This window comes from Providencia sp. JGM181 (assembly GCF_018257375.1).
Classification (GTDB): Bacteria; Pseudomonadota; Gammaproteobacteria; order Enterobacterales; family Enterobacteriaceae; genus Providencia; species Providencia lanzhouensis.
Genome location: NZ_JAERJY010000001.1, coordinates 44,920 through 70,338, shown reverse-complemented (window position 1 = coordinate 70,338; position 25,419 = coordinate 44,920). Strand labels below are relative to the sequence as shown.

The 25,419-nt window shown below is 43.9% G+C and carries 22 protein-coding genes; 15 read left to right on the top strand and 7 right to left on the bottom strand.

Translation table 11 applies throughout. From position 1 onward, the window contains the following. Window positions 1-14: 14 nt before the first annotated feature. The 5 genes from JK188_RS00305 to JK188_RS00285 all read right to left on the bottom strand — a co-directional run bounded on the left by JK188_RS00305 (window position 15) and on the right by JK188_RS00285 (window position 7,045). Complete coding sequence (locus JK188_RS00305; protein WP_211886162.1) at window positions 15-2,093, bottom strand: ABC transporter permease; 2,079 nt, start codon at window positions 2,091-2,093, stop codon at window positions 15-17. 260 nt (window positions 2,094-2,353) lie between these two features. Then, window positions 2,354-3,385: an ABC transporter substrate-binding protein gene (locus JK188_RS00300; RefSeq protein ID WP_211886161.1), complete on the bottom strand. Its 1,032-nt coding sequence runs from the start codon at window positions 3,383-3,385 to the stop codon at window positions 2,354-2,356. A gap of 27 nt (window positions 3,386-3,412) precedes the next feature. Further along, the gene (gene uhpC / locus JK188_RS00295) at window positions 3,413-4,738 is read right to left on the bottom strand and encodes an MFS transporter family glucose-6-phosphate receptor UhpC (protein ID WP_211886160.1); all 1,326 of its coding nucleotides are present in this window, start codon (window positions 4,736-4,738) and stop codon (window positions 3,413-3,415) included. Window positions 4,739-4,844: 106 nt separating this feature from the next. Further along, the gene (locus tag JK188_RS00290) at window positions 4,845-6,371 is read right to left on the bottom strand and encodes an MASE1 domain-containing sensor histidine kinase (protein WP_187129381.1); all 1,527 of its coding nucleotides are present in this window, start codon (window positions 6,369-6,371) and stop codon (window positions 4,845-4,847) included. A gap of 47 nt (window positions 6,372-6,418) precedes the next feature. After that, window positions 6,419-7,045: a response regulator transcription factor gene (locus JK188_RS00285; RefSeq protein ID WP_036949460.1), complete on the bottom strand. Its 627-nt coding sequence runs from the start codon at window positions 7,043-7,045 to the stop codon at window positions 6,419-6,421. A 1,022-nt stretch (window positions 7,046-8,067) separates the two neighbouring features. On the opposite strand from JK188_RS00285, the gene JK188_RS00280 reads away from it, so the two are divergent. The 5 genes from JK188_RS00280 to glnB are packed head-to-tail and all read left to right on the top strand — an operon-like array spanning window position 8,068 to window position 13,674. Then, on the top strand, window positions 8,068-9,507 hold the full coding sequence (locus JK188_RS00280) for a sensor histidine kinase (RefSeq protein ID WP_211886159.1): 1,440 nt from the start codon (window positions 8,068-8,070) through the stop codon (window positions 9,505-9,507). 2 nt (window positions 9,508-9,509) lie between these two features. After that, window positions 9,510-10,322 carry a two-component system QseEF-associated lipoprotein QseG gene (qseG, locus tag JK188_RS00275; protein WP_211886158.1) on the top strand — a complete coding sequence of 271 codons (813 nt, stop codon included), beginning with the start codon at window positions 9,510-9,512 and terminating at the stop codon, window positions 10,320-10,322. After that, on the top strand, window positions 10,319-11,659 hold the full coding sequence (gene glrR / locus JK188_RS00270; protein ID WP_132495578.1) for a two-component system response regulator GlrR: 1,341 nt from the start codon (window positions 10,319-10,321) through the stop codon (window positions 11,657-11,659). Before qseG ends, glrR begins: the two co-directional genes overlap by 4 nt. 41 nt (window positions 11,660-11,700) lie before the next feature. Continuing rightward, window positions 11,701-13,323: an NAD+ synthase gene (locus JK188_RS00265; RefSeq protein WP_211886157.1), complete on the top strand. Its 1,623-nt coding sequence runs from the start codon at window positions 11,701-11,703 to the stop codon at window positions 13,321-13,323. A 12-nt stretch (window positions 13,324-13,335) separates the two neighbouring features. Further along, entirely contained in the window at window positions 13,336-13,674 is a 339-nt protein-coding gene (gene glnB, locus JK188_RS00260; protein ID WP_004921424.1) for a nitrogen regulatory protein P-II, read from the top strand. Between the two features lie 186 nt (window positions 13,675-13,860). Here the strand turns inward: glnB and hmpA are convergent, their stop codons facing one another. Further along, entirely contained in the window at window positions 13,861-15,060 is a 1,200-nt protein-coding gene (hmpA, locus tag JK188_RS00255; protein WP_211886156.1) for an NO-inducible flavohemoprotein, read from the bottom strand. A 350-nt stretch (window positions 15,061-15,410) separates the two neighbouring features. Here hmpA and glyA point away from each other — a divergent pair, with 350 nt between their 5' ends. Together glyA and JK188_RS00245 are read left to right on the top strand one after the other, a co-directional pair. Next, window positions 15,411-16,664, top strand: a complete 1,254-nt coding sequence (glyA, locus tag JK188_RS00250; RefSeq protein WP_211886155.1) for a serine hydroxymethyltransferase — start codon at window positions 15,411-15,413, stop codon at window positions 16,662-16,664. A 129-nt stretch (window positions 16,665-16,793) separates the two neighbouring features. Continuing rightward, window positions 16,794-17,945: a 3-phenylpropionate MFS transporter gene (locus JK188_RS00245; protein ID WP_211886154.1), complete on the top strand. Its 1,152-nt coding sequence runs from the start codon at window positions 16,794-16,796 to the stop codon at window positions 17,943-17,945. Between the two features lie 81 nt (window positions 17,946-18,026). Here JK188_RS00245 and suhB read toward each other — a convergent pair whose 3' ends face one another. Next, complete coding sequence (suhB, locus tag JK188_RS00240; protein WP_211886153.1) at window positions 18,027-18,830, bottom strand: inositol-1-monophosphatase; 804 nt, start codon at window positions 18,828-18,830, stop codon at window positions 18,027-18,029. Window positions 18,831-18,954: 124 nt separating this feature from the next. On the opposite strand from suhB, the gene trmJ reads away from it, so the two are divergent. The 8 genes from trmJ (at window position 18,955) to fdx (ending at window position 25,415) form a co-directional block, all read left to right on the top strand. Then, window positions 18,955-19,686 carry a tRNA (cytosine(32)/uridine(32)-2'-O)-methyltransferase TrmJ gene (gene trmJ / locus JK188_RS00235; RefSeq protein ID WP_211886152.1) on the top strand — a complete coding sequence of 244 codons (732 nt, stop codon included), beginning with the start codon at window positions 18,955-18,957 and terminating at the stop codon, window positions 19,684-19,686. 117 nt (window positions 19,687-19,803) lie between these two features. Further along, window positions 19,804-20,301, top strand: coding sequence for a Fe-S cluster assembly transcriptional regulator IscR (gene iscR, locus JK188_RS00230; protein WP_036949477.1), 498 nt, complete (start codon window positions 19,804-19,806; stop codon window positions 20,299-20,301). Between the two features lie 128 nt (window positions 20,302-20,429). Then, window positions 20,430-21,644, top strand: coding sequence for an IscS subfamily cysteine desulfurase (locus JK188_RS00225; protein WP_132495564.1), 1,215 nt, complete (start codon window positions 20,430-20,432; stop codon window positions 21,642-21,644). 24 nt (window positions 21,645-21,668) lie between these two features. Then, the gene (iscU, locus tag JK188_RS00220; RefSeq protein ID WP_036949481.1) at window positions 21,669-22,055 is read left to right on the top strand and encodes a Fe-S cluster assembly scaffold IscU; all 387 of its coding nucleotides are present in this window, start codon (window positions 21,669-21,671) and stop codon (window positions 22,053-22,055) included. 204 nt (window positions 22,056-22,259) lie between these two features. After that, on the top strand, window positions 22,260-22,583 hold the full coding sequence (gene iscA, locus JK188_RS00215) for an iron-sulfur cluster assembly protein IscA (protein WP_154628970.1): 324 nt from the start codon (window positions 22,260-22,262) through the stop codon (window positions 22,581-22,583). A gap of 112 nt (window positions 22,584-22,695) precedes the next feature. Beyond that, the gene (gene hscB / locus JK188_RS00210; RefSeq protein WP_036949485.1) at window positions 22,696-23,217 is read left to right on the top strand and encodes a co-chaperone HscB; all 522 of its coding nucleotides are present in this window, start codon (window positions 22,696-22,698) and stop codon (window positions 23,215-23,217) included. A gap of 12 nt (window positions 23,218-23,229) precedes the next feature. Further along, window positions 23,230-25,080, top strand: a complete 1,851-nt coding sequence (gene hscA, locus JK188_RS00205) for a Fe-S protein assembly chaperone HscA (protein WP_154633966.1) — start codon at window positions 23,230-23,232, stop codon at window positions 25,078-25,080. A 2-nt stretch (window positions 25,081-25,082) separates the two neighbouring features. Further along, window positions 25,083-25,415, top strand: coding sequence for an ISC system 2Fe-2S type ferredoxin (gene fdx / locus JK188_RS00200; protein WP_132495558.1), 333 nt, complete (start codon window positions 25,083-25,085; stop codon window positions 25,413-25,415). The last annotated feature ends 4 nt before the right edge of the window (window positions 25,416-25,419 follow it).

Below are 25,419 nucleotides of genomic sequence, written 5' to 3'. Positions count from 1 at the left end.
CAGTGACTCCATGATTACTGTGCATTTTTGGCTTTGGAACGTGAAACACGGGCTTCGCCAATTAAATAGTCAAATAAGAAGATAATCGCGAGCATGACCACGATCAGAATAGAACCGTAAGCAATCGCCACACCGTATTCACCATCTTCAACACGGTTCAAGATATACGCTGTCGCAACGCGGGTATCTGGCGTAACCAAGAACACAATAGCGCTTACGGTGGTGATAGCACGGACAAAGCTGTAGATCAGCGCCGATAAAATTGCTGGGCGTAACAATGGCAGCAGGATGTGGAAAATTGTCCGCATTGAACCTGCACGCAAGCTGAGGGAAGCCTCATCTAACGATTTGTCAATTTGCCCTAATCCTGCGATACCCGCACGAATACCCACTGGTACGTTACGCATGGTCATGGAGATAATCACAATCGCCGCGGTACCGGTTAAATAGAACGGTGTATCGTTAAAGGCGAGGATGTAAGAAACCCCAGCCACAGTACCTGGTACGGCAAAGCACAACATAGTGGTAAATTCGATGGTTTTCTTACCACGGAAATCTTGGCGAACCACAATATACGCGATAAGCAGACCTAAAATCGCCGTGATTGGTGCAGCGATACCCGCATATAACAGGGTGTCTAACAGTGACGGCCATGCACCATCATCAAAACCTTGACCAAACAGTTTGATAAAGTTGTCCAGTGTTAAGGTGTAGTCCACGCCCCAGTTCACTGTGAAGCTTCCGTAGAAGATGCTGCCGTACAGTAAGACGTTAAACGCGACCCAAATACCGAGAATTGTTGTCACTGTTGCGACAAGAGAAACGGGCAGCGGTTGAACATCGCCACGATATGATTTACCGGAAACGGTGACGTAAGAACGTTTACCAATCCACATGTATTGCACACAGAAAACCAGCAATGAGAAGACAAGTAAGGATGCACCTAACGTACTGGCCGCTTGGTAATCAAGCTGGGAACCGGTGATATAGAAATAGATTTGTGTCGCCAGAACGTCGAAGTTACCCCCTAATACTAATGGGTTACTGAAGTCAGCAAGGGATTGCACAATCACGATTAAGAAGGCGTTCGCCAGTGCCGGTTTCAACAGTGGCATAAACACGTTGAAGAATGTCTGGTAGCGGTTAGCGCGTAAGGTGTATGACGCTTCTTCCAGTGATGGATGGATAGTTTTAATCGCACCATCAAGGATCATAAAGGACATCGGGGTGAACGCGAGAACCTGCGCTAACCAAATACCGGTAAAGCCATATAGCCAGTTAGTATTTTCTAGCCCCATATAGGTAGCTAAAAACTCAGTAATATAGCCTGAGCGACCCATCATTAAGGTGACGCCTAAACCGACAACAAACGGCGGGGTCACAATCGGTAAAATCGAGAATACGCGACCAATAATCGCGGAGCGCTTAGCAATTCGAGTGGTGTAAATCGCCAGGATTAAACCAAAGAAGGTACACCCAACACCCACTGCTAGTGAGAGGAATATGGAGTTGATGATGACCTGAACAATATGCGACTGGGTTAAAATAGCCACAAATGCAAATGGTGCAAAATCTCCGTTCCCGTCAGTAAACATCGGAATAAAAATTGCCACACTGGGAAAGACGATAAATAGCGCAATCAGTGCGACGACGGTGATAAGGGAGCCAATAACAAATTGGTCGCCACCCAGCCACTCTAATCGAGTCAGGGCGTGGGTCATTATCATTCCAAGGGCGATAAATAAGGTGATGGCGGAATAGCCTAATCCCTTACCCTCTAAATAAGCAGTAATAATCACGAGAACTGCCGTGATAGCGGCAACCGCGATATCAAGATAGTGGCGGGATTTTTGATTACGATCGGCTGGCGTGATTGGTCTTAACAGTAAAATAGAAGGCAATAAATACCATAGCCAACTAATATTGACACTGCTCCAGCCGTACGCAGCTAAGATCTCATCTTGGGTTGAGTCGAATAAGCCGTAGTCGAGGCTCCATGAGGGTAGCAGAGCGAAGCCCAGCCACGCTATCAGAATCCAAAGGAAGATGCTGTCCTTTTTCTTCGAGGCTGTGAGGGTTAAGGTCTGAGGCATTGTTTTTCCCCTAAGTTTATTATTATTGAGTTAATTAATCATTGGGTTAATGGAATGATTTATAACGAAAATAATTTTAAACTTAATTAATATTATCGTTCTAATGAGTGAGCCAAGCTGGAGCCGTCTGCGTGGTGCAGACACTCTTTTATTTGGCATCATTTTTTATAGTAAGTAGCTAATACACTAAATCGCGAAGCTCGCGAGTCGTACGTGAGTCAATCAGGTAAAGTGCGGCGACAGGCGCCGCACCCAACATCTTATTTACTCATTTTAACTTCAGTAACCCACTTGTTGATCAGATTCTTACGGACTTCAGCGTCACCGTATTTATCCATATCGTAGTTGATTAAGTTTAAGTCTTTGAGTTTCAGAGACAGTGGAGAAGATTCTGCGGTGGTGTTAGTCAGGATTTGGTAAGACTGACCTTGTTTCCAGCTCAGCTCTTGGGCTTCTTTAGACAGAACGAAATCTACGAACAGTTTTGCGTTGTCCATGTTACGTGCGTTTTTCAGAATACTGATCCCGCCGATTTCATAGCCTGTCCCTTCGCATGGCGCGATTAACTCTAATGGTGCACCATTTTCAACTTCTAAAGAGTAGTCATGCAGGAAGCCGATACCGATAGCAGATTCGCCACGAGCCGCGTTACGTGCTGGGGCAATACCTGATTTGGTGTATTGGGAGATGTTAGCGTTCAGTTTTTTCAGGTAATCAAAAGCTTGCTCGTTACCCCACAGTTGGTCAAAGGTTGCCAACGCAGTGTAAGCAGTCCCTGAACTTTGTGGATCCGCGATTTGAATTTCGCCTTTATATTCAGGCTTAGTCAGATCTTTCCAGCAAGTAGGAATTGGTAAGCCTTTCTCTTTTAAGCGATCTTTATTCACACCAAAACCTAAGATACCGATGTAAACCGCAGAAGAGTAGTTACCTTTGCGTTTAGCTGGATCTTGGAATTGCGGCATGATTTGAGACAGGTTAGGGGATTTGTACGGCTCTAGCAGATCCATTTCACCAGCTTGTGAATGTGGATCTAAGGTTCCGCCATACCAAACGTCTGCTTGTGGGTTACGTTTTTCAGCTTCTATTTTTGCTAAAGTACTGCCTGAACCGTTGCGAACGAACGTGGTTTTAACGTCGTATTTCTTGGCGAATGCTTGCGTTTCCGCTTCACACATCGCGTTGGTGGCACTACAGTAAACCACTAAACGGCCAGCTGCGTTTGCAGTGGTCGTAATAGCGGCAAGGGATAAACCTGCTGCAACTAGTGTAGAGAGAGTCTTAAGTTTCATTGTCAGTCCTTTATTCACGTTTTCGGATTAACTATTATTATGTGTCGGTGAAACTGCACCGGCTAAATGCTCTCTTTTACTGACATTGGCAATTAAAAGAGGCATCAGTAGTAGCCCCATCAAAGCAGCTGCACTGGCAAGTAAGGTAAACATCCCTGACCAACCATAATTGGCAATCACTTGAGAGAGCGGCCATCCTGCGATTGCAGCCCCTAGATAAGCGTACAATCCAAGATAACCAGTTACCGTTCCAGCTGCCTTTTTATGACAATATTCTGTAGCAGCTAGACCGACTAACATCTGTGGTCCAAATACAAAGAAACCGTTGGCTAAGAAGCATGCAGCTAATAGCCCGTAGTGATGAATTGGAATTAACCATAGGGCATTCACAGAAATGAATAGACCTAAGGAAAACAGCAAAATCATCGGTGCGCGTTGTCCTCGAAACAGGAGGTCGGAACCCCAACCTGCGCACAATGCACCTAATAAACCACCTAATTCAAACAGAGCTAACGTGGCATTGGCACTTAATAAATTGCTTCCGTGTGTTTCGGTTAGCCATAAATTTCCCCAATCGTTTATCCCAATACGGATGAGATAAACCAAAATGTAGGTGAAACCGAGCAGCCAAATCATTGGGTTAAACACAATAGTTTGTTTTAAAATCACCCACATGGATTGCGGGGGAGAAAGCTGCTCTTGGCGTAACTCTAATGCATCATATCGCCACTGCCCCACGGTGGGTAAATGTTCTTCTTTGGGCGTACCCCGAAGCTGGCGACATAGCCATAATCCTAAAATAACCCCAATAATTCCGGGAACGATCAGCGCTATTTGCCAACTGTAATGGGTCGCCAACAGCGCCGTTAACAGCGGTAGCGCCATTCCCCCGAGATTGATGGAGATATTCCACAGTCCCCACCAAAAGCCCCGCTCATTACGTGAGTACCAATGAGTGAGAATACGCGCACAGGGCGGCCAACCCCAGCCTTGGAAAAATCCGTTTAACGTCCAAACGATTAACAGTGCAGGGAACGATAAACAGTAGGCAAAAATGATATTGAGGATCCCTGTCATTACGAGACCAACCCCCATAAACCAACGGTAGCCTGTAATGTCATGGAAAATACCGGATATAAACTTGGATAGACCATACGCAAGGTAAAATGCTGAGGCGATCCAACCAATATCACTTTTGTCTAAAAACAATTCTGCCTGCATAACGGGCATCACAAAATTAAAGCTTTTACGGGTAAGGTAAAAAGCGGCATAACCGATGATCATGGAAAACATCAGGCGGCGACGCCAGAAACGGTAATTGTTATCCAGATCCAGTTTGCTTGTACCCGTCATGATTGTGTTTCTCCCGTTTGGCAGAATGTAATGAAGTTTTTAAATAAAAGGATGAGATAAGGTATTAGGAGGCTAAGAATTATTCCTAGTTTTTCACTATTTCATTTCAAAATGTGGGCAAGTTAACAATTATTTTGGTACCACTTTGGGTTGTTAGCGTCCAGTCGCCACCTAAGGCTCTGACTCGCTCCTCAATTCCACGCAAACCAAAGCCTGATGTGCGTTTGCTAAAAGGAATGCCCACGCCATTATCATCAACAATTAGCTGTATCGAGTCACCTTGTTGATTTAGTGAGATGTGGATTTTTGTGGCTTTGGCGTGCTTACTGATATTGTTCAGTAGCTCTTGAACCAAACGGTAAAGGGTGAATAACACCGTTTCATTGGCTGGAGTTTCAGTTAATCCGTAATGAAAGTCACATTGAATATTATTTTCCTTGAAAGCAAATTCACCGATTAAATGGGTGAGTGCGTTTTCGAGGGACATTTCATCGAGCACGGGCGGACGTAATTGGCGCAATAGATGGCGGGTGGCTTGGTGGATCTGTAGTGCCAATTCGTTGATTTGGCTAGCGGCGTTATAGCTTAAATCGTTAGCCGCGGTTTTCTTCACCAGCATCGATTGGATTTGGATTGCGGTAATATTTTGTCCAATTTCATCATGAAGTTCACGGGCGATATCTTTCTTCACATCTTCTTCGGTGTGCACTAATTGGCGCATCAAGTCTCGGCGGGCGTGAAGCTCTTCTTCTAATCGCTGGCGGTAGCGTTGTAAGTTACTTGAGAGTTGCTTTTGGCGGCTGATAGCGATACCTAATCCAATACCAATCAACGCTTGAGAGCTTAAAAAGAGCTGTAGTTCTTGGAGATCATCAAAGGCACCTTGGAACTGTCTTGCGAAGGTGATGATTAAGCTTCCAAGTAATGCGGATAACACGCCGCCTTGCCAGCCATAACGATATGCCATGAAAATATTGGGAATAAAGACCAACAAAACAATCAGTTGCTCAATTTCTGGGGCAAAGAAAATTTGAGCACTTAAGCCGACGAGGCAGAAGAGAAAACACCAAATAATCAATGAAGTACGTAATTGCTTATCCGTGGTTCCGTAGTCGAGCAGCATATGATAGTGCTGCTCGTGCAAGTATTCATAGATAAGATAAACAAAGGGGGAGAGGAGAATTCCGCCTGTAAATGTCGTTAAGAATAATTGGCTAATGGAATATTGAGATAACAGCCCAAACAGCAAGGCATTGAGTATGCTGTTGGCGGCGACGCCTGCCAATAACAAAATAAGTCGTTGCCAATAAAGTGTATATCGCCACCAAATATTTTGGATGACCATCGCAACCAGCAGGCTCAATATTGGGGATAACAGCAAGATAGGTTGAGTGAGTAATTGTTCTTCTGCAAGCCAGTAGGTCAGCAGGCCTTCAGCGAGTAAAACGGTTGGCCAGTAGCGTCGCCATAATAAGATCATCAAGGTGAGTCGTAAGGCTTGTGGTAGAAATAGAGTGGCTTGGAAGCTATTTTGGCTAAGATAAAAGCCGATGATCCATAATCCCACCCAAATCAGTGAGTAGGTAAATAATAGGAATAGAGACTGTAATCCTAAACGAGCCGCTTTGTTCATTACTATTTACCTTGTTAGGGCGTTACCTTACTGGAAAGAAAGTCTGTCTATCGAGAAATGATGTTATGTTCTAAGGCATAGTGCACTAAATCAATGGTGTTTTCGCATTGTAATTTCCCGAGAACATTCGCGCGATGTACATGCACTGTTTTATGGCTGAGGTTTAATTGTTCCGCAATGACTTTCACACTGAGACCTGCTACCAGTAAATCAAAGACTTCACGCTCACGGTTAGTAAGCTCTTGAACACCTTGTTTTTGCTGCGGTGTTTGGCGTAAGGCTCGCATTGCATCAGCGCACAGGTAGCATCCACCTTGGTAAACAGAGCGTACCGCCTGAACTAATTCTTCAGGTCCGCAGCATTTGGTGAGATAGGCGCTGGCACCGGCATCGAGCGCACTTTGTACGAAAGCAGGAGTGTCATAGATGCTTAAAATAATGGTACGAAAGTCGGGCTTTTTTTTACGTAAACGGGTTAGCAGTTGTAAACCGCTCTCATCTGGCATTGAAATATCCATAATTGCCACGTCAATATCGAGGCTAATTAGGTGCGGCCATGCTTCTTGCGCACTCGCATATTGCCCCACAATACTAATGTCAGGTTCTAACGTCAGTAATTGGGCAAATCCGGAGCGAACAACAATATGGTCATCAATAAGGGCTATTTTTATCATTGTAATGTCAAGAGTAAGTAGGAGACCATTTGCCAGTCTTATATCAATATAGGGATGGATAAGCTAGCGGAATAACATAAAATTCTGACGTACATCAGAAATGAAACGCGCAGGATCATAGCGATAATAAATAGGATGGCAATATTTTATTTGGGCTTCAAGAATCGATATATACCGTCCATTCAACGCTAAATAGATAGGTTTAAAGAGAATATAAATAATAGAAGATAGGTAAATTTTCTGGAGTGTCTACTATTCGCGACAAATAGGGTTTGCTAGTGTCTCCAAAAGGAGACATTTATCTTATTGATAAACAAGTGATTTGAAAATGATGGGATTCACTGTCTTAAATTGGAGACAGATTCATGGTGAGTTAGTGGTATTTTTCATCACTCATAACAATTCAAAAATGATATAAACAAGTAAGAAAATAAATTTATATAAAAATCAGTTATATAAAAATTTTATTGAAAGGTTGGCACGGGTTGTGCATAATATCCATCAGTTGCTCATTCAATTGCTTATGTAGGTCCAAGCTTGGGGAAACCTAGCAAATGGGAACATACCACATAAAACCCGAATGATGCCAAAGTAAGGTGCCTACCGTCCAAATCATCGATATTCGCTTTCGAGCTTTATCAAACACAGGGCGACACGTGGAGTGAGGCACCACCTATATGATTATCTTTAATGAAAGACATAGTCATATGAAAAAAATCGACATTCAAGCGTAATGCCGAGTATCGCTGGCGGAGGTGAGAAGCAATTCTTCCCTCCGCCTTCCCATTTCTGGGGCATCAATATTCCTTTCTATCAAGTTTATTCTTTCTATCGAATTAATCCTTCCATTCAATCATAGTATATTTAATCTATTTATCTGAAATCATTCACGTTTAGCTCACTTTCTTGGCATGTTCATTGCTATCTATCTGTCTATTGGTTTATCTATCATCAATGTAAACAGCACTTTTCGCATTAACGGGAGTTCTGCTACCATTGAATTACATATAAATAGGTAAGAGATGAATGCGTTGAGTAAATTGCGCCTTTTTCCGCGCTCATTGCGGCAGCTAGTGGTCATGGCTTTTTGGTTAGTCCTTTTGCCATTACTGGTACTGGCTTATCAGGCTTATCAAAGTCTAGAACAATTGAGCAACCAAGCGGCAGATATCAATAAAACTACGCTGCTTGATGCTCGGCGCAGTGAAGCGATGAGTAGCCTCGCACTGGAAATGGAGCGCAGTTATCGCCAGTATTGTGTATTGCAAGACAAAGCCTTACAGACGCAGTATCAAAAGCAGTTTGCTGATTATGAACAGATGCTGGAACGTCAAAAAACTATTTTGCCAGAGACTCCTGAAGTGCTGGGGCTCTTTACTGGGCTGCAAAAGCTAAAAGCGATTAGTTGTGAAAATAATGAGCCGATGGAAGCCACGACCAAAGTGTTAGAGCAATTCTCCGCGCAAAATACGGCTGTCGTTCAGCAAACTCGAGAGGTGATTTTTAGCCGCGGTGAACAGCTTCAAAAAGCCATTGCCAATAAAGGACAATTATTTGGTTGGCAAACACTGATCCTCTTCTTGCTGAGCGCGCTGTTGGTGACCTTATTTACTCGTATGATTATCGGTCCGGTTAAAATCATTGAGCGTATGATTAATCGTTTAGGAACGGGACTGACTCTGGAAAATAATACTGACCGCTTTAAAGGCCCAAGAGAGCTGAGGATCATTGCTCAGCGAATTATATGGTTAAGTGAGCGGTTGGCTTGGTTAGAATCCCAGCGCCATGAGTTTTTACGTCATATTTCCCATGAGCTGAAAACGCCATTAGCCAGTATGCGAGAAGGAACGGAATTATTGGCAGATGAGGTTGCAGGCCCGTTAACTAGCTCGCAAAAAGAGGTGGTTGATATTCTTGATCAGAGCAGTAAGCATCTTCAGCAACTTATTGAACAGCTTCTTGACTATAATCGGAAATTAGTCGATGAGCCGCCCGTTGCCCAGCAAGTCGATTTGAAAAAGCTTATTGAAGATATTGTTAATGCCCATAATTTACCCGCAAGAGCGAAAGATATTACCACGGATGTTCGCTTAAAAGTGGACAGCTGCCTTGCAGAACCGACCTTACTCGGAAGGGTTATTGATAATATCTACTCCAATGCGGTGCACTATGGTGGCGAATCAGGTAATATTTGGATCTCAAGCCGCAGAATAGGGAATAAATTACTCATTGAGGTTGCCAATACAGGCACGCCTATCCCTGAGTCTGAGCAAAATATGATTTTTGAACCTTTCTATCAAGGCAGCCTCCAAAGAAAAGGCGCCGTCAAAGGAAGTGGGTTAGGGCTTAGTATCGCGCAAGATTGTATTAAGCAGATGGGTGGTGAATTATCATTAGTACCACATAAATCAGCGGATGTTTGCTTCCGAATTGAACTGCCTTTAACCGCAGAGAACGAATAATAATGCAAAACAGGTCTACAGATTTCTTGGCAGTATTGTGTAATGCAGTACTGTTGAAGACAAAAACAATCTCAATTCGCCGTGGGACAAGTATTAAGTCTTCCCGCGCGGGTACTCCTTTGGGAATAATTCTATTCTCGCTCATTTTAACGGGGTGTGTGGCGAAGAACGGTCAATCACCATTAGAAACGCTAGCCAAAGTTGTTATCCCTGAAGTGAAAACCACGGATTACCGTTACGCTTCTTGTGAATCAATTTGGGAAAATCAAGAACCTGTGTCACAGGAAAATGCCCTCTATTGGTTACGCATGATGGGCTGTGTGGACAGAATGGATGCTGACAAAGCGCGCGCTGAAGCGAAAAAGATTGAAGTGAATGATTGGTCTACTTCATTTACTAAAAATATTCTATTAGGTTCAGCGGAGCCAACAATCGCTGAACGTCGCCAAATGCTCGATAGCATCAACACCTATAGTTTGAGCTTCCCAACACCAATTCGCCCATTATTGCAATTGTGGCGCGAGCAGCAGGTTCAAGCGATCAACCTTGCAGATGCGAATGCACGTTATAAACGTATGCAGCAAGAGATGGATGCAAAGCTTGACCGTCTAAAAGAAGATAATGCCAAGTTGCGTTTTGAGCTTAATAACACTTCCCGCAAGTTAGAAAACTTGACGGATATTGAACGCCAGCTCTCTTCTCGCAAGAAAAATGCGAATGAAGTTGAAAAAGAAGATGAAGCCGCTGTTGCTGCGCCAACAGAAGCGAAGCCAGCTTCAGCCGAACAGAATTCCTCGGAGAATAAAGCACAATGACTGGTCGTAAGTCAGCTAACTTACTTTTGGTGGATGATGATCCTAGCCTGCTAAAATTGCTTGGTATGCGGTTGAGTAGTGAAGGTTTTAAAGTCTCAACAGCGGAAAGTGGGCCTGAAGCATTAAAATTACTCCAGAAAGAAAAAATCGATCTCGTGATTAGTGATTTACGAATGGATGAAATGGATGGCATGGCGCTGTTTGATGAAGTGCAAAAAGCCCATCCTAATCTTCCGGTGATTATTCTCACTGCTCATGGTTCGATCCCTGATGCGGTTGCGGCAACGCAGCGCGGAGTGTTTAGTTTCTTAACCAAACCCGTTGATAAAGACGCGCTTTATAAAGCCATTGATGAAGCATTAGCATTATCTTCCACACCGATTAGCGATGAAGAGTGGAGCGCTGGCATTGTCACGCGTAGCCCGCTAATGATCCGTTTGCTTGAACAGGCTCATATGGTGGCACAATCGGATGTGAGCGTGCTGATTAATGGGCAAAGTGGGACGGGTAAAGAAGTATTAGCACAAGCGATTCATAAAGTGAGTCCACGTGCTCATAAACCGTTTATCGCAATTAACTGTGGCGCATTACCTGAACAATTGCTGGAGTCTGAACTGTTTGGACATGCTAAAGGCGCGTTTACCGGTGCAGTCAGTAGCCGTGAAGGGCTGTTTTTTGCAGCCAGCGGAGGAACGCTCTTTTTAGACGAAATTGGTGATATGCCAATGCCGCTGCAAGTCAAATTGCTGCGTGTTCTACAAGAACGTAAAGTTCGCCCGCTAGGTAGCAACCGCGATTTAGATATTGATGTACGCATTATTTCTGCGACCCACCGTAACTTACCGAAAGCGATGGAAAAAAACGAGTTCCGTGAGGATCTCTATTATCGCTTGAATGTAGTGAACCTGCGCATCCCTGCGTTGAATGAACGCGCAGAAGATATTCCATTATTAGCTAATCATTTATTACGTGAAGCTGCGAGTCGCCATAAACCATTTGTTCGCAGTTTTTCGAGCGATGCGATGAAGTGCTTGATGACCGCAAGCTGGCCCGGAAACGTGCGCCAGTTAGTGAACGTGATTGAGCAGTGTGTTGCATTGACGACATCTCCAGTGATCAGCGAAGCCCTCGTTAGCCAAGCTCTGGAAGGTGAAAATACGGCGCTACCGACCTTTGTGGAAGCGCGTAACCAATTCGAATTAAATTATCTGCGTAAATTATTGCAGATGACCAAAGGCAACGTGACCCAAGCTGCACGCATGGCGGGACGCAACCGTACTGAGTTTTATAAATTACTCGGGCGTCACGATTTAGAAGCGAATGATTTTAAAGAATAAAACCTTTATAGCCTAAAGGATTAAGGGAGAACAAACACGTTATGAGCCGTAAGCTTAATATCTCACTGGCACAACTTAACTGGCTGGTTGGCGACATCGAAGGCAACTGCGAGCGTATGTTGCAAACTGTTGAAGAACAGGCTGAAAACACTGATATCGTCATGTTTTCTGAGCTGGCTCTAACAGGGTATTCCCCTGAAGATTTACTTTTCCGCCACGATTTTGAAGAGCGATGCACTGCGCAATTAAAACGTTTACAACAAGCTAGCGGTCAATGCGGGATCATCGTGGGTCACCCGTGGTACGAAGATAATGAAATTTATAACGCATTATCATTTTTCTACCAAGGCAAGCTATTAGCCCGTTACTTTAAGCAAGAACTGCCTAATTACGGCGTTTTTGATGAGCCTCGTTACTTCACGGCGGCGGAAAAAACGTGCGTGGTGGAATTCAAAGGTTATCAGCTCGGTTTACTGATTTGCGAAGATATTTGGTATGACGAGCCAATTGATGCGGTGAAAGGGGCGGGGGCTGAGTTGGTTCTCACCATTAATGCTTCACCGTATGATTTAAATAAAGAGCATATTCGTAGTGATCTGCTGGTGGAACATGCGCAGCGTACCGGTTTGCCGATTGTTTATCTGAACCAAGTGGGTGGACAAGACGAACTTGTGTTTGATGGCGGCTCTAAAGTGCTGGCAAATAAAGGCAAGCAAGTCTACCAAATGGCTGAATTTGCAGAGCAAGTGGCGACAGTCACCTTTGAAGATGTGAAATTAGTGACTGAGCAGACGAAGCAGCCTGAAGCGCCGCAAATTGCGCAGGTATATCAAGCATTAGTCTTATCTACCCGCGATTACATCAACAAAAATGGCTTTAATGGGGCGATTTTAGGGTTATCCGGTGGGATTGATTCAGGATTAACCGTGGCGATTGCGGCAGATGCTATCGGTAAAGAGCGAGTTCAAGCGGTTATGATGCCGTTCCGTTACACCTCTGAAATGAGCATCCATGATGCTAAAGAGCAGGCGGAATTACTGGGTGTTGAGTTTGATATCGTTTCCATTGAACCGATGTTTGATGCCTTTATGGCACAATTGCAGCCGATGTTTGAAGGGACTCAACCGGATACCACGGAAGAGAATTTACAAGCCCGTTGTCGCGCCGTGATCTTAATGGCGATGTCCAATAAGCGCCGCCGTTTAGTGCTGACGACTAGCAATAAAAGTGAATCTGCAGTTGGGTATTCAACGTTGTATGGCGATATGGCAGGGGGCTTTGATGTCCTGAAAGATGTGCCAAAAACGCTGGTCTTTGAACTGGCTAAATATCGTAATACAATATCGCCAGCAATTCCGCAGCGCGTGATTGATAGACCACCTTCAGCGGAGCTGGCTCCAGGGCAATTAGACCAAGATAGTTTACCGCCATACGATGTGTTAGATGCCATCTTAGACGGTTATGTAGAAAAAGATTTATCTGTGGCTGACCTTATCAAGCTCGGATTTGATAGAGAAATTGTTCGCAAAGTTGTGCGTCTTGTCGATATTAACGAATATAAACGCCGTCAGGCTCCTGTTGGACCGCGGATCACAATGCGTAATTTCGGTAAAGATCGTCGTTATCCGATTACCTCAGGTTTTGGCCGCAAAAACTGGTCATAACAGGAACTGAAAATGAAAAAAATTGATGCAATTATAAAGCCATTCAAACTTGATGATGTGCGCGAAGCGTTAGCTGAAGTGGGGATCACCGGCATGACAGTGACTGAAGTGAAAGGCTTTGGTCGCCAAAAAGGTCACACTGAACTGTATCGTGGTGCGGAATATATGGTGGATTTTTTACCAAAGGTAAAAATTGAAATCGTTGTGCCGGATGATATTGTTGAAAGCTGTGTAGAAACCATTATGCAAACGGCGCAAACCGGCAAAATCGGTGATGGGAAAATCTTTGTGTATGACGTTGCTCGCGTCATTCGTATTCGTACAGGTGAGCAAGACGAAGAAGCAATTTAATTTTTGTTCTAGTTGGCGGATTAGCTTTTAGGCTGGCGAGTTAGCTAGAATGAAAAATGCGGTAACGGGATAAATATATCTTACATGGGATGATAATATATTTATATGCGAGTCCGTTACCGCAAAAATTAAAAATTTATATAAACTAAATCTTTAAAAACAATTCACTATAATGAATAACTGCAATTAATTTAACGGTAATACTTTATGAGGACCGAAACACTCATAATGAATGTTATCGGCAGTAACACCCATTTCAATTAGCTGTTTTCCAACATGCTGCATAAAGCCAACAGGTCCACAGAAATAGAATTGCATATTTGGCTGAAGCACTTTCTCTTTGACTTGCGTTAAATCCAGTAATCCACAGTATTGGTAATCTTCACCCTGTTTATCTTGTGGTGCTGGCTGGTTAAACCAGACTGCCGAATGACCTTGGGTATGTTGTGACATCAATTGGCTAACTTCTTGATTAAAAGCGTGTACATCCCCATTTTCAGCGGCGTGTAGCCAATTCACAGGTGCTTGATGTTGGTGCATAGTGAGGTGGTTAAGCATGCTGAGCATTGGTGTTAAGCCGACGCCAGCAGAGATTAAAGTCACTGGCGTTTTCGGTTCTACATCAAGGTAAAAGTCACCGCAAGGTGGCGCTAAACGAACAATATCGCCTTCATTGAGATTTTGATGTAAGAAGCCTGAAACGATGCCTTGCTCTTCACGTTTTACCGCAATACGGTAGGTTTTCCCATTTGGCGCAGTAGTGAGTGAATACTGGCGAATCTCTTGATTTTCAAAACTATTTTCATTCAGGTATACAGTAATATATTGCCCTGGACGATAATCGGCCACAGCTTTACCATCTACCGGAGTGAGTTCAAAACTGGTGATAACGGCACTTTGAGGCTGTTTTTTAGTGACTTTAAATTCACGTAAGCCTTCCCATCCGCCAGATTTTTCCGCATTTTCATGGTAGATCGCGTTTTCACGGTTAATGAAAATATCCGCCAGTACGCCATAAGCTCTTCCCCATGCGTCCAACACTTCCTGACCTGGGCTCAGTAGCTCATCAATCGCAGCGAGCAGATTTTCCCCAACAATCGGGTAATGCTCTGGTTTGATATTTAAGCTGGCATGTTTTTGCGCAATTTTTTCCACTGCACCAATTAATGCTTCAGGGGTTTCAATATGGATGGCATAGGCACAAATAGCGTTGAATAGGGCTTCACGCTGATCGCCATTCGTTTGATTTCTCATATTGAAAATATCTTTCAGTTCAGGATGTTGTTTAAACATTCTGTCATAAAAGTGAGCGGTTAATTTAGGGCCAGTTGCTGCGATGGCAGGTATGGTGGATTTAATTGTGGCGATAGTTTGTTGATCAAGCATACAGGTACTCCTGAATTATTTTCATAATATTATGAATTTATAAACATGCATTTTGTATGCAACTTATAATATTTAGCGGGAAATGTAAATAATTAACGCATCAAAAAGTGGGGGAATTCACCGCAAAATTAGAGGTAGCTAGCAAAGTTAGATATTCGTCTCGGTATTATTGAAATGTGCGCTATTATATTTTGTGTTGTTTAAAGGTATCTGAAAGCAAAAAAATTAATGCAATCGTTTGCGTATATTTTTTCTTAGGGGCTATCTCAACGACGAAAAAGAGTTTACACTGTCAGTCATTAAGTTGAATTGATTGTTACCTTATTGAATTGCTGAGGCAGGAGAAGCGAATGTTAAAGCGTGAAATGAATATTGCAGATTACGACCCACAACTGTGGGAAGCAATGGAAAAAGAAGTACAACGTCAAGAAGAACATATTGAATTAATTGCTTCTGAAAACTATACCAGCCCACGAGTTATGCAGGCTCAAGGCTCTCAGCTGACCAATAAGTATGCGGAAGGTTATCCAACTAAACGTTATTATGGTGGTTGTGAATTCGTTGATGTGGTTGAGCAATTAGCTATCGACCGCGCAAAAGAGTTATTTGGTGCTGACTACGCAAACGTACAGCCACACTCAGGTTCACAAGCTAACGCTGCCGTCTATATGGCGCTGCTGCAACCAGGCGACACAGTATTAGGTATGAACCTTGCACACGGCGGTCACTTAACTCACGGTTCCCCAGTAAACTTCTCCGGTAAACTGTATAACATCGTTCCTTACGGTATCGATGAAAGCGGTAAAATTGATTACGACGATATCGCGGCTCAAGCGAAAAAACATCAACCAAAAATGATCATTGGCGGCTTCTCCGCATACTCAGGTGTGGTTGATTGGGCTAAAATGCGTGAAATCGCTGACAGCATCGGTGCTTACCTGTTCGTTGATATGGCTCACGTTGCGGGTCTTGTTGCCGCGGGTGTTTATCCTAACCCAGTTCCACATGCTCACGTAGTTACTACAACAACCCATAAAACATTAGCGGGTCCACGCGGTGGTCTGATTTTAGCCAAAGGTGGCGACGAAGACCTGTACAAGCGTCTGAACTCTGCGGTATTCCCAGGTTCTCAAGGCGGTCCTCTGATGCACGTTATCGCAGGTAAAGCGGTAGCACTGAAAGAAGCGATGGAGCCAGCGTTCAAGACTTACCAACAGCAAGTCGCTAAAAATGCGAAAGCAATGGTTGAAGTTTTCCAAAAACGCGGCTTTAAAGTGGTATCTGGCGGTACTGAAAACCACCTGTTCTTAGTTGACTTAGTTGACAAAGATATCACGGGTAAAGACGCTGATGCTGCACTGGGTCGCGCAAACATTACAGTAAACAAAAACAGCGTACCTAACGATCCGAAGAGCCCGTTTGTGACTTCTGGTATACGTATTGGTTCTCCTGCAATTACACGTCGTGGCTTCAATGAAGCAGATGCACGCGAGCTAGCTGGCTGGATGTGTGATATTCTGGATAACCTCAATGACGAAGCGACCATTGAAGCTGTTAAACAGAAAGTATTAGCTATCTGCAAAAAATACCCAGTTTATGCATAATGGCAATATGCCCATAAAGTAAGCTGAATTAGCATGATAAACCCGCTTCTACACTTGTAAAAGCGGGTTTTTTGTTGTCAGTTGTAAACCCCTTCATAGAGAGGGTGATATGAAAATAAGGGAGGAGTGATGGTTATTCCATCAACGCGTTGGCTAGCGATTGATTATTTTACCTACTTTTTTGCTTACAGTATTTTCCTACCATTTTGGTCAGTGTGGCTACAAGGTGAGGGAATAGATGCAGAAATGATAGGGCTTTTGTTAGGTATGGGGCTTGCGGCGCGTTTTCTCGGTGCAATGTTCATCACCCCCCAAGTCAAAGAGCCTTCCAAGCTGATCAATGCATTACGATTACTGGCGGCACTTTCCCTTATTTTCTCCATTGGATTTTCGTTCGGCTCCCATTGGGCTTGGCTGATGTTTGTCATGATAGGGTTTAACCTCTTTTTTGCCCCTATGGTGCCATTAGGTGATTCACTGGCAGGAACATGGCAGAAACAATTTACGTTTGATTACGGCAAAATCCGCGTTTGGGGCTCCATCGCCTTTATTATTGGCTCATCGTCGATGGGCTATTTCGCTGGTGTGTGGGGACATATCTCTATCATGGTAGCGCTGGTGATCAGCTGCGCTGCCCTATTACTGGGGGCGATGCTAAAACCGGCAATTATGCCCGCGGGTGTGGCAAAAGTAGATGGGGCAAATAAGGTCTCATTTAAACAGCTGATTGCAGATAAAAATGTGCTGTTGTTTTTAATCTGTGTAACTTTATTACAAGGTGCGCACGCCGCTTATTATGGATTTGCCTCGCTGTTCTGGAAAGAAGCGGGTTATTCCGATTTAGTGATCGGTAATTTATGGTCGCTGGGTGTAGTGGCAGAAGTGATCGTATTTATGCTGAGCCATCGATTATTCCGACGTTGGAGTGCTCGTAATTTACTCTTATTATCCGCAGTTTGTGGGATTATCCGCTGGGGAATGATGGGGGCATTTACTGCATTACCAGTCTTAATTATTGTTCAAATCTTACATAGCGGAACCTTCACCGTTTGCCACTTAGCGGCAATGCGCTTTATTAGTGCGCGTAAAGAAAATGAAATCATTCCGCTACAAGGCGCTTATTCTGCATTAGCGACTGGGGGAGGGCTTGCGGTGATCACGATTATGGTCGGTTATATTTATGAACGTATGCCTGAACAACATGGCGTCGTGTTTTATTTGATGGCGCTCTTGGCTGTGCCTGCGCTGTTTATTCGACCAAAAGTGACGGCTCAGTCTTAGACTGAAGTTGTCGTAACGCAATAATAAAAAGGGCGCTTAGTTTTCACTAGCGCCCTTTTAGCAAATTTAACGAGGGTTAAATTAACGTTTTAATGCTTCAGATAATTCATCTTTCATAGCAGCCAGAATATCGCGAACAACGCGTGGGCTACCTGCAACTAAGTTGCCAGATGCTAAATAGTTATGACCGCCTACGAAGTCAGTCATGATCCCGCCAGCTTCACGCATGATCAGTTCACCGCCTAAGAAATCCCATGGTTTTAAACCGATTTCGAAGTAGGCATCAACGCGACCTGCTGCCACGTAACATAAATCCAGAGCTGCTGAACCTGTGCGGCGGAAATCTGCACACTGGTCAAACATTTTACCCATGATGTTCATGTAGATAGATGCGTGTTGCTTGTGTTTGAATGGGAAGCCAGTTGCGACAACTGCGCCTTCAAGGTCGCGCTTCTCAGCCATACGTAAACGGTAGCCGTTCATTTGAGCGCCTTGACCACGTACCGCAGTAAATAATTCGTTACGCATTGGGTCATAGACAGCAGCAACCTCTGTACGGCCTTTTACGCGTACAGCGATAGAAACTGAGAAGTGAGGGAAACGTTTTGTGAAGTTGGTGGTGCCATCCAGTGGATCAATTACCCATTGAATATCTTCATCTTTACCTAATAACTCACCACTTTCTTCAGTGATGATAGTGTGGTCTGGGTAAGATTTACGAATAATATCAACGATGATTTGTTCAGCGTCACGGTCAACGTTAGTGACGAAATCGTTAGCACCCTTTTGGGTTACTGTTACGTTCTGAGGATCTTCATAGTTTTTAGCTATGTAATTACCAGCCTTACGTGCAGCACGTATGGCGATGTTAAGCATCGGATGCATGGGTATTTTCCACTGGGATGTTAAAGAACGAAAATCAAGAGACGCAAAGTATATAGATGTTCGTCACAATAAGCAATTTTGTGTTAGACTCTTGCGATTAATTTTTCATGACAACGTATAAACCATGCTAGAAAATATTCGTATCGTTCTTGTTGAAACCTCACACACTGGCAATATGGGCTCAACGGCTCGCGCAATGAAAACCATGGGGCTTTCAAATCTCTATTTAGTTAATCCACTCGTCGAACCTGATTCCCATGCTATCGCATTATCTGCGGGAGCAAGTGATGTGATTGGTAATGCAAAAATCGTAAAATCTCTCGATGAAGCATTAGAAGGGTGCAAATTAGTCATTGGTACCAGCGCCCGTTCTCGTACACTTTCTTGGCCAATGGTCGAGCCTCGTGAATGTGGTGTGAAGTCTGTTGAACAATCAAAAGAGTCACCCGTCGCGATTGTTTTTGGTCGTGAGCGTGTCGGTTTAACCAACGAAGAATTACAAAAATGTAATTACCATTTGTATATTCCGACCAATCCAGAATACGGCTCGTTGAATTTGGCAATGGCGGTTCAACTAGTTAGCTACGAGATTCGCATGGCGCATTTGGCAATTGCTGAAAAAAATACGCAAACATCGACCGATGATGAGGTAGAATATCCACCAGCTGAAGATTTAGAACGTTTCTATGTTCATCTTGAAAACGTGTTGAATGAATCGGGCTTTATTCGCAAGGCACACCCGGGGTTAATTATGAATAAACTGCGACGTTTATTTACCCGTGCCCATGTTGAAACCCAAGAGTTGCACATTCTTCGCGGCATTTTGACATCAATGGAAAAATGGGCGAAAAAATGAGGTTAATGCCGTGGTAAAGTGAGCATAATACTTGAGTAAATTAGTCAGGTAAATAGTTGACCAAATTACTCAGGTATGTCACAATTGCTGCATATTTTACCACGGAGTATTTATGTTATGAGACTCACTTCCAAAGGGCGTTACGCAGTAACTGCGATGCTAGATGTCGCGTTACACTCTCAGACAGGTCCAGTACCTTTAGCTGACATTTCTGAACGTCAGGGAATTTCCCTCTCTTATCTTGAGCAACTCTTCTCTCGTTTACGTAAAAACGATTTAGTTTCTAGTGTTCGCGGTCCTGGTGGCGGTTATCTGCTTGGGCGTGATGCTGACCAAATCTTTGTTGCTGAAGTAATTGCTGCGGTTGATGAATCCGTAGATGCAACCCGTTGTCAGGGTAATAAAGAAGGTTGTCAAAATGGCGACCGCTGCTTAACTCACGCATTATGGCGTGACCTAAGCGATAGAATCACCAGTTTCCTTAGCAGCATCAGCCTTGATGAGCTGGTTAAGAACCAAGAAGTTCTGGATGTTGCTGATAGGCAAGATAATGAAAAGCGTAAAACAATGCCGAACGGCATTACGCCAGAATCCATTATCAATGTTCGTGCCTAATATAAAATAGATTATAAATTGCAGTCGATCACCAAATGGTGAAAAAGCCCAGCCTATAGCGGCTTGCATCATTGGGGTCATTAAAAAATTAAAGGCAAAGTTGTCTTGTCCTTTGGAGTATGTGAGCAATGAAATTACCGATTTATCTAGATTATTCAGCAACTACGCCTGTCGACCCGCGCGTTGCTGAAAAAATGATGCAATGTCTAACAATGGATGGGAATTTTGGTAACCCAGCATCTCGTTCACACCGTTTCGGCTGGCAAGCTGAAGAGGCGGTAGATATTGCTCGTAATCAAATCGCTGAATTAGTGAATGCTGATCCTCGTGAAATCGTCTTCACATCAGGTGCAACAGAATCTGATAACTTAGCTATCAAAGGTGCTGCCCAGTTCTATCAGAAAAAAGGCAAGCACGTCATCACTTGTAAAACAGAACATAAAGCAGTTCTGGATACATGCCGTCAATTAGAGCGTGAAGGTTTTGAAGTGACTTACTTAGCACCTCAAAGCAACGGTTTAATTGACCTGAAAGAGTTAGAAGCGGCAATGCGTGAAGACACCATTTTAGTGTCAATCATGCACGTGAATAACGAAATCGGTATTGTTCAGGACATCGCTACAATCGGCGAATTATGCCGTAGCCGTGGTATCGTGTTCCACGTTGATGCAACCCAAAGCGTCGGTAAATTACCTATCGACCTGTCTGCGCTAAAAGTTGACCTGATGTCATTCTCTGCACACAAACTGTACGGACCAATGGGTATCGGCGCACTGTATGTTCGTCGTAAACCACGTATCCGTTTGGAAGCGCAACAACACGGTGGCGGCCATGAACGTGGTATGCGTTCAGGAACTTTACCTGTTCACCAAATCGTGGGCATGGGCGAAGCTTACCGTATCGCTAAAGAAGAAATGGCTCAAGAATCTGAGCGTCTGCGTGGTTTACGCTTACGTTTATGGAACGGTATTAAAGATATCGAAGAAGTTTACCTTAACGGTGACTTAGAAAATGGTGCGCCGCACATTCTGAACGTCAGCTTCAACTATGTTGAAGGTGAATCATTAATGATGTCGCTGAAAGATTTAGCAGTTTCCTCAGGTTCAGCATGTACTTCTGCAAGCTTAGAACCTTCATACGTGCTGCGTGCTTTAGGTATGAATGACGAACTGGCTCATAGCTCAATTCGCTTCTCTTTCGGTCGCTTTACGACTGAAGAAGAAATTGACTATGCAATTAAACAAATTCATGGTGCGATCGGCCACTTACGTGAGCTGTCTCCTTTATGGGATATGTTTAAAGCAGGCGTAGATCTCAACAGCATCGAATGGTCTCACCATTAATCAGACAGTTTCAGGAGTTTAAAAATGGCTTACAGCGAAAAAGTTATCGATCATTATGAAAATCCACGTAACGTCGGTTCATTTGATAACAATGATCCAAGTGTGGGTAGCGGTATGGTAGGTGCACCTGCTTGTGGTGACGTTATGAAGTTACAAATCAAAGTAAATGATGACGGTATCATCGAAGATGCACGCTTTAAAACCTATGGTTGCGGCTCTGCAATTGCTTCAAGTTCACTGGTAACTGAGTGGATGAAAGGCAAAAGCTTAGACGAAGCTGAGTCAATCAAAAATACAGCGATCGCAGAAGAGTTAGAATTACCGCCAGTGAAAATTCACTGCTCAATTCTGGCTGAAGATGCAATCAAAGCTGCTATTGCTGATTACAAAAGCAAACGCCAAGGCAAATAATAGATAAATATCAGTAAGTAAGGGCTGTACCTTAGAGCATATAAACAACAAAAATAGACAGCCCACGACTGATAGATAAACTCAAATTAATTAAAGGTGTATTTATTATGCAACTTTAAATATAATGAGTTGTACCGATGATTTGAAGGCGGATGCTAATAATTTCTAGCATCTGCCTTGTTTGTTTCTAAAGTGAGGTTTGCAATGTCGATTTCTCTTACTGAAAGTGCAGCGCAACGAATTCAAGCATTCTTGAATAATCGTGGTAAAGGCGAAGGCTTGCGTTTGGGTGTAAGAACTTCAGGTTGCTCGGGAATGGCATACGTGCTTGAATTCGCTGATGTAATTAATGAAGAAGACACCGTTTTTGAAGACAAGGGTGTTAAGGTCATCGTTGATGGCAAAAGCATGGTTTATTTAGACGGCACTGAGCTGGATTTCGTAAAAGAAGGCTTAAACGAAGGGTTTAAATTTAATAACCCTAACGTTAACAGTGAATGCGGATGCGGTGAAAGTTTTCACGTATAATGTCTTCAAATGAGCATGACTTTGACCAATGTAACTAACGTGGCGTTAATGACCACATGATCTTTAGCTAAGCTTAGCTACATTGGTACCCGGTTCGAGAAACTGAGCACTTATGGATTACTTTACTCTTTTTGGGCTAACCCCTAATTACGCGATTGATAGTGAGCAACTCACACATCGCTTTCAAGAATTACAGCGACAATATCATCCCGATCGCTTTGCAACCTGTTCAGAACAGGAAAAAATGCAAGCACTACAACATGCTGCAACTATCAATGCGGCATATCAATCCCTTCGTCATCCGCTGAAACGTGCGGAATATATGCTGTTACTACATGGTTTTGATATAAATAACGAACAACATACCATGCATGACACCGCATTTCTGATGGAGCAACTCGAATTACGCGAAGAGTTAGATAACATCGAAAATAGCCCACAAGCCCTTGAACGGGTGTCTGCCTTTATGAAAAATGTCAAACAAATGCAGCAGACGCGCAGCGCTTTGATGGTTTCAGAACTCGATGCGATGCAGTGGGAAAAAGCCGCTGATACCGTCCGAAAATTGCGTTTTCTCGATAAGTTACAGCAACAAGCTGAGCAACTCGAAGAACGGTTACTAGACGACTTTTAAGAGAAAACGATTATGTCTTTATTGCAAATTAGCGAACCAGGAATGACCGCCGCGCCACACCAACGCAAGTTGGCGGCAGGGATCGACCTTGGTACAACACACTCTCTGATTGCCACTGTTCGTAGTGGTGAAGCAGCTGCATTGCCCGATGAAAAAGGGCGCTATTTGCTTCCTTCTGTAGTTAATTATCAAGCAGATAACCGCATTGTGGGTTGGGAAGCGAAACAATTATCCGAACAAGATCCTGTCAACACCGTGATTTCGGTGAAACGTATGATGGGGCGTTCATTAGCGGATATTCAAAAACGTTACCCTGATTTACCTTATCAGCTAACTGCTAGCGAAAATGGTTTACCATTTATTCAAACGGCAGCAGGGCAAGTGGATCCTATTCAAGTTTCTGCTGACATTTTAAAAACGTTGGCAAAACGCGCAGAGCAAACTCTTGGCGGTGAAATGGATGGCGTGGTGATCACGGTTCCAGCTTACTTCGACGATGCTCAGCGTCAAGGCACCAAAGATGCAGCTCGTTTGGCGGGCTTGCATGTTTTGCGTTTACTGAATGAACCTACTGCCGCCGCGATTGCTTATGGCTTAGATTCCGGTCAAGAAGGGGTTATCGCCGTTTATGATTTAGGTGGCGGCACATTTGACGTGTCGATTTTACGCCTGAGCCGCGGTGTCTTTGAAGTGTTGGCAACAGGTGGTGACACGGCGTTGGGTGGCGATGATTTTGACCACGTATTAGCGCAGTGGATTGCACAGCAAGCGGGGCTTTCCATTCAGGGTGATCACCATTTAACGCGCCAATTATTGAACATTGCCACCGAAACAAAAATCGCATTAAGTGACGCTGATTCCGCGACAATCACTTTGCCAAATTGGCAGGGTACAGTGAGCCGTGAAACGTTTGAATCGCTGATTGAAACCCATATTAAACGCACATTAATGGCATGTCGCCGTGCCTTAAAAGATGCTGGCGTAGAAAATGATGACGTCTTAAATGTGGTAATGGTCGGTGGTTCGACTCGCGTACCATTAGTTCGTGAAAAAGTGGGTGAGTTTTTTGGTCGTACACCATTAACCTCCATCGACCCAGATAAAGTCGTGGCTATCGGCGCTGCAATTCAAGCGGATATTTTAGTGGGTAATAAACCAGACAGCGACATGCTGCTATTGGATGTTATCCCGCTATCATTAGGTTTGGAAACCATGGGTGGTTTGGTGGAAAAAGTGATCCCACGAAATACCACCATCCCTGTCGCCCGTGCGCAAGAGTTCACAACATTTAAAGATGGACAAACCGCCATGAGCGTTCACGTTGTACAAGGTGAGCGTGAAATGGTTTCGGATTGCCGTTCATTAGCGCGCTTTACGCTGCGTGACATTCCGCCAATGGCGGCAGGTGGCGCACATATTCGTGTCACATTCCAAGTGGATGCAGATGGTTTACTCAGTGTGAGTGCCATGGAAAAATCCACGGGTGTTGCCGCATCGATTCAAGTTAAGCCATCCTACGGTTTAACTGACACCGAAATTTCAACCATGATTAAAGATTCAATGACTAACGCGCAAGATGATTTAAATGCGCGCCGCCTAGCGGAGCAAAAAGTTGAAGCGGCAAGAGTGCTTGAAAGTTTAACGAGCGCATTAGAGCAAGATGCACATTTACTGACTCCAACCGAAGAGTCAGAAATTGATAATGCGGTCAATGAGTTAATCCAAGCAGTAGAGGGTACAGACCCTACTGTTATTGAAAATGCAATTAAACAACTGGATAAGAAATCCCAAGAATTTGCCGCTCGCCGAATGGATGCATCTATTCGTCAGGCGCTGTCAGGCCATTCTGTGGATGAGATATAATTATGCCTAAAATCGTTTTTTTACCTCATAGTACGTTATGTCCGGAAGGTGCAGTAGTCGAAGCACAAGAGGGCGAATCTATTTTAGACGTAGCACTGCGCAATGGAATTGAAATCGACCATGCCTGCGAAAAATCCTGTGCATGTACAACCTGCCACTGCATCGTTCGTGAAGGCTTTGACTCACTTGAAGAAAGCAGCGAACTCGAAGATGACATGCTGGATAAAGCATGGGGCCTCGAGCCAGAAAGCCGTCTAAGCTGTCAGGCACGTGTTGCGGATGAAGACCTCGTTGTCGATCTTCCGAAATATACTATCAACCATGCTAGAGAATGAGTTA

Coding starts and splice junctions, on each gene's coding strand:
- JK188_RS00305 (WP_211886162.1), bottom strand. CDS start 2,093: ATGCCTCAGACCTTAACCCTCACAGCCTCGAAGAAAAAGGACAGCATC.
- JK188_RS00300 (WP_211886161.1), bottom strand. CDS start 3,385: ATGAAACTTAAGACTCTCTCTACACTAGTTGCAGCAGGTTTATCCCTT.
- uhpC (WP_211886160.1), bottom strand. CDS start 4,738: ATGACGGGTACAAGCAAACTGGATCTGGATAACAATTACCGTTTCTGG.
- JK188_RS00290 (WP_187129381.1), bottom strand. CDS start 6,371: ATGAACAAAGCGGCTCGTTTAGGATTACAGTCTCTATTCCTATTATTT.
- JK188_RS00285 (WP_036949460.1), bottom strand. CDS start 7,045: ATGATAAAAATAGCCCTTATTGATGACCATATTGTTGTTCGCTCCGGA.
- JK188_RS00280 (WP_211886159.1), top strand. CDS start 8,068: ATGAATGCGTTGAGTAAATTGCGCCTTTTTCCGCGCTCATTGCGGCAG.
- qseG (WP_211886158.1), top strand. CDS start 9,510: ATGCAAAACAGGTCTACAGATTTCTTGGCAGTATTGTGTAATGCAGTA.
- glrR (WP_132495578.1), top strand. CDS start 10,319: ATGACTGGTCGTAAGTCAGCTAACTTACTTTTGGTGGATGATGATCCT.
- JK188_RS00265 (WP_211886157.1), top strand. CDS start 11,701: ATGAGCCGTAAGCTTAATATCTCACTGGCACAACTTAACTGGCTGGTT.
- glnB (WP_004921424.1), top strand. CDS start 13,336: ATGAAAAAAATTGATGCAATTATAAAGCCATTCAAACTTGATGATGTG.
- hmpA (WP_211886156.1), bottom strand. CDS start 15,060: ATGCTTGATCAACAAACTATCGCCACAATTAAATCCACCATACCTGCC.
- glyA (WP_211886155.1), top strand. CDS start 15,411: ATGTTAAAGCGTGAAATGAATATTGCAGATTACGACCCACAACTGTGG.
- JK188_RS00245 (WP_211886154.1), top strand. CDS start 16,794: ATGGTTATTCCATCAACGCGTTGGCTAGCGATTGATTATTTTACCTAC.
- suhB (WP_211886153.1), bottom strand. CDS start 18,830: ATGCATCCGATGCTTAACATCGCCATACGTGCTGCACGTAAGGCTGGT.
- trmJ (WP_211886152.1), top strand. CDS start 18,955: ATGCTAGAAAATATTCGTATCGTTCTTGTTGAAACCTCACACACTGGC.
- iscR (WP_036949477.1), top strand. CDS start 19,804: ATGAGACTCACTTCCAAAGGGCGTTACGCAGTAACTGCGATGCTAGAT.
- JK188_RS00225 (WP_132495564.1), top strand. CDS start 20,430: ATGAAATTACCGATTTATCTAGATTATTCAGCAACTACGCCTGTCGAC.
- iscU (WP_036949481.1), top strand. CDS start 21,669: ATGGCTTACAGCGAAAAAGTTATCGATCATTATGAAAATCCACGTAAC.
- iscA (WP_154628970.1), top strand. CDS start 22,260: ATGTCGATTTCTCTTACTGAAAGTGCAGCGCAACGAATTCAAGCATTC.
- hscB (WP_036949485.1), top strand. CDS start 22,696: ATGGATTACTTTACTCTTTTTGGGCTAACCCCTAATTACGCGATTGAT.
- hscA (WP_154633966.1), top strand. CDS start 23,230: ATGTCTTTATTGCAAATTAGCGAACCAGGAATGACCGCCGCGCCACAC.
- fdx (WP_132495558.1), top strand. CDS start 25,083: ATGCCTAAAATCGTTTTTTTACCTCATAGTACGTTATGTCCGGAAGGT.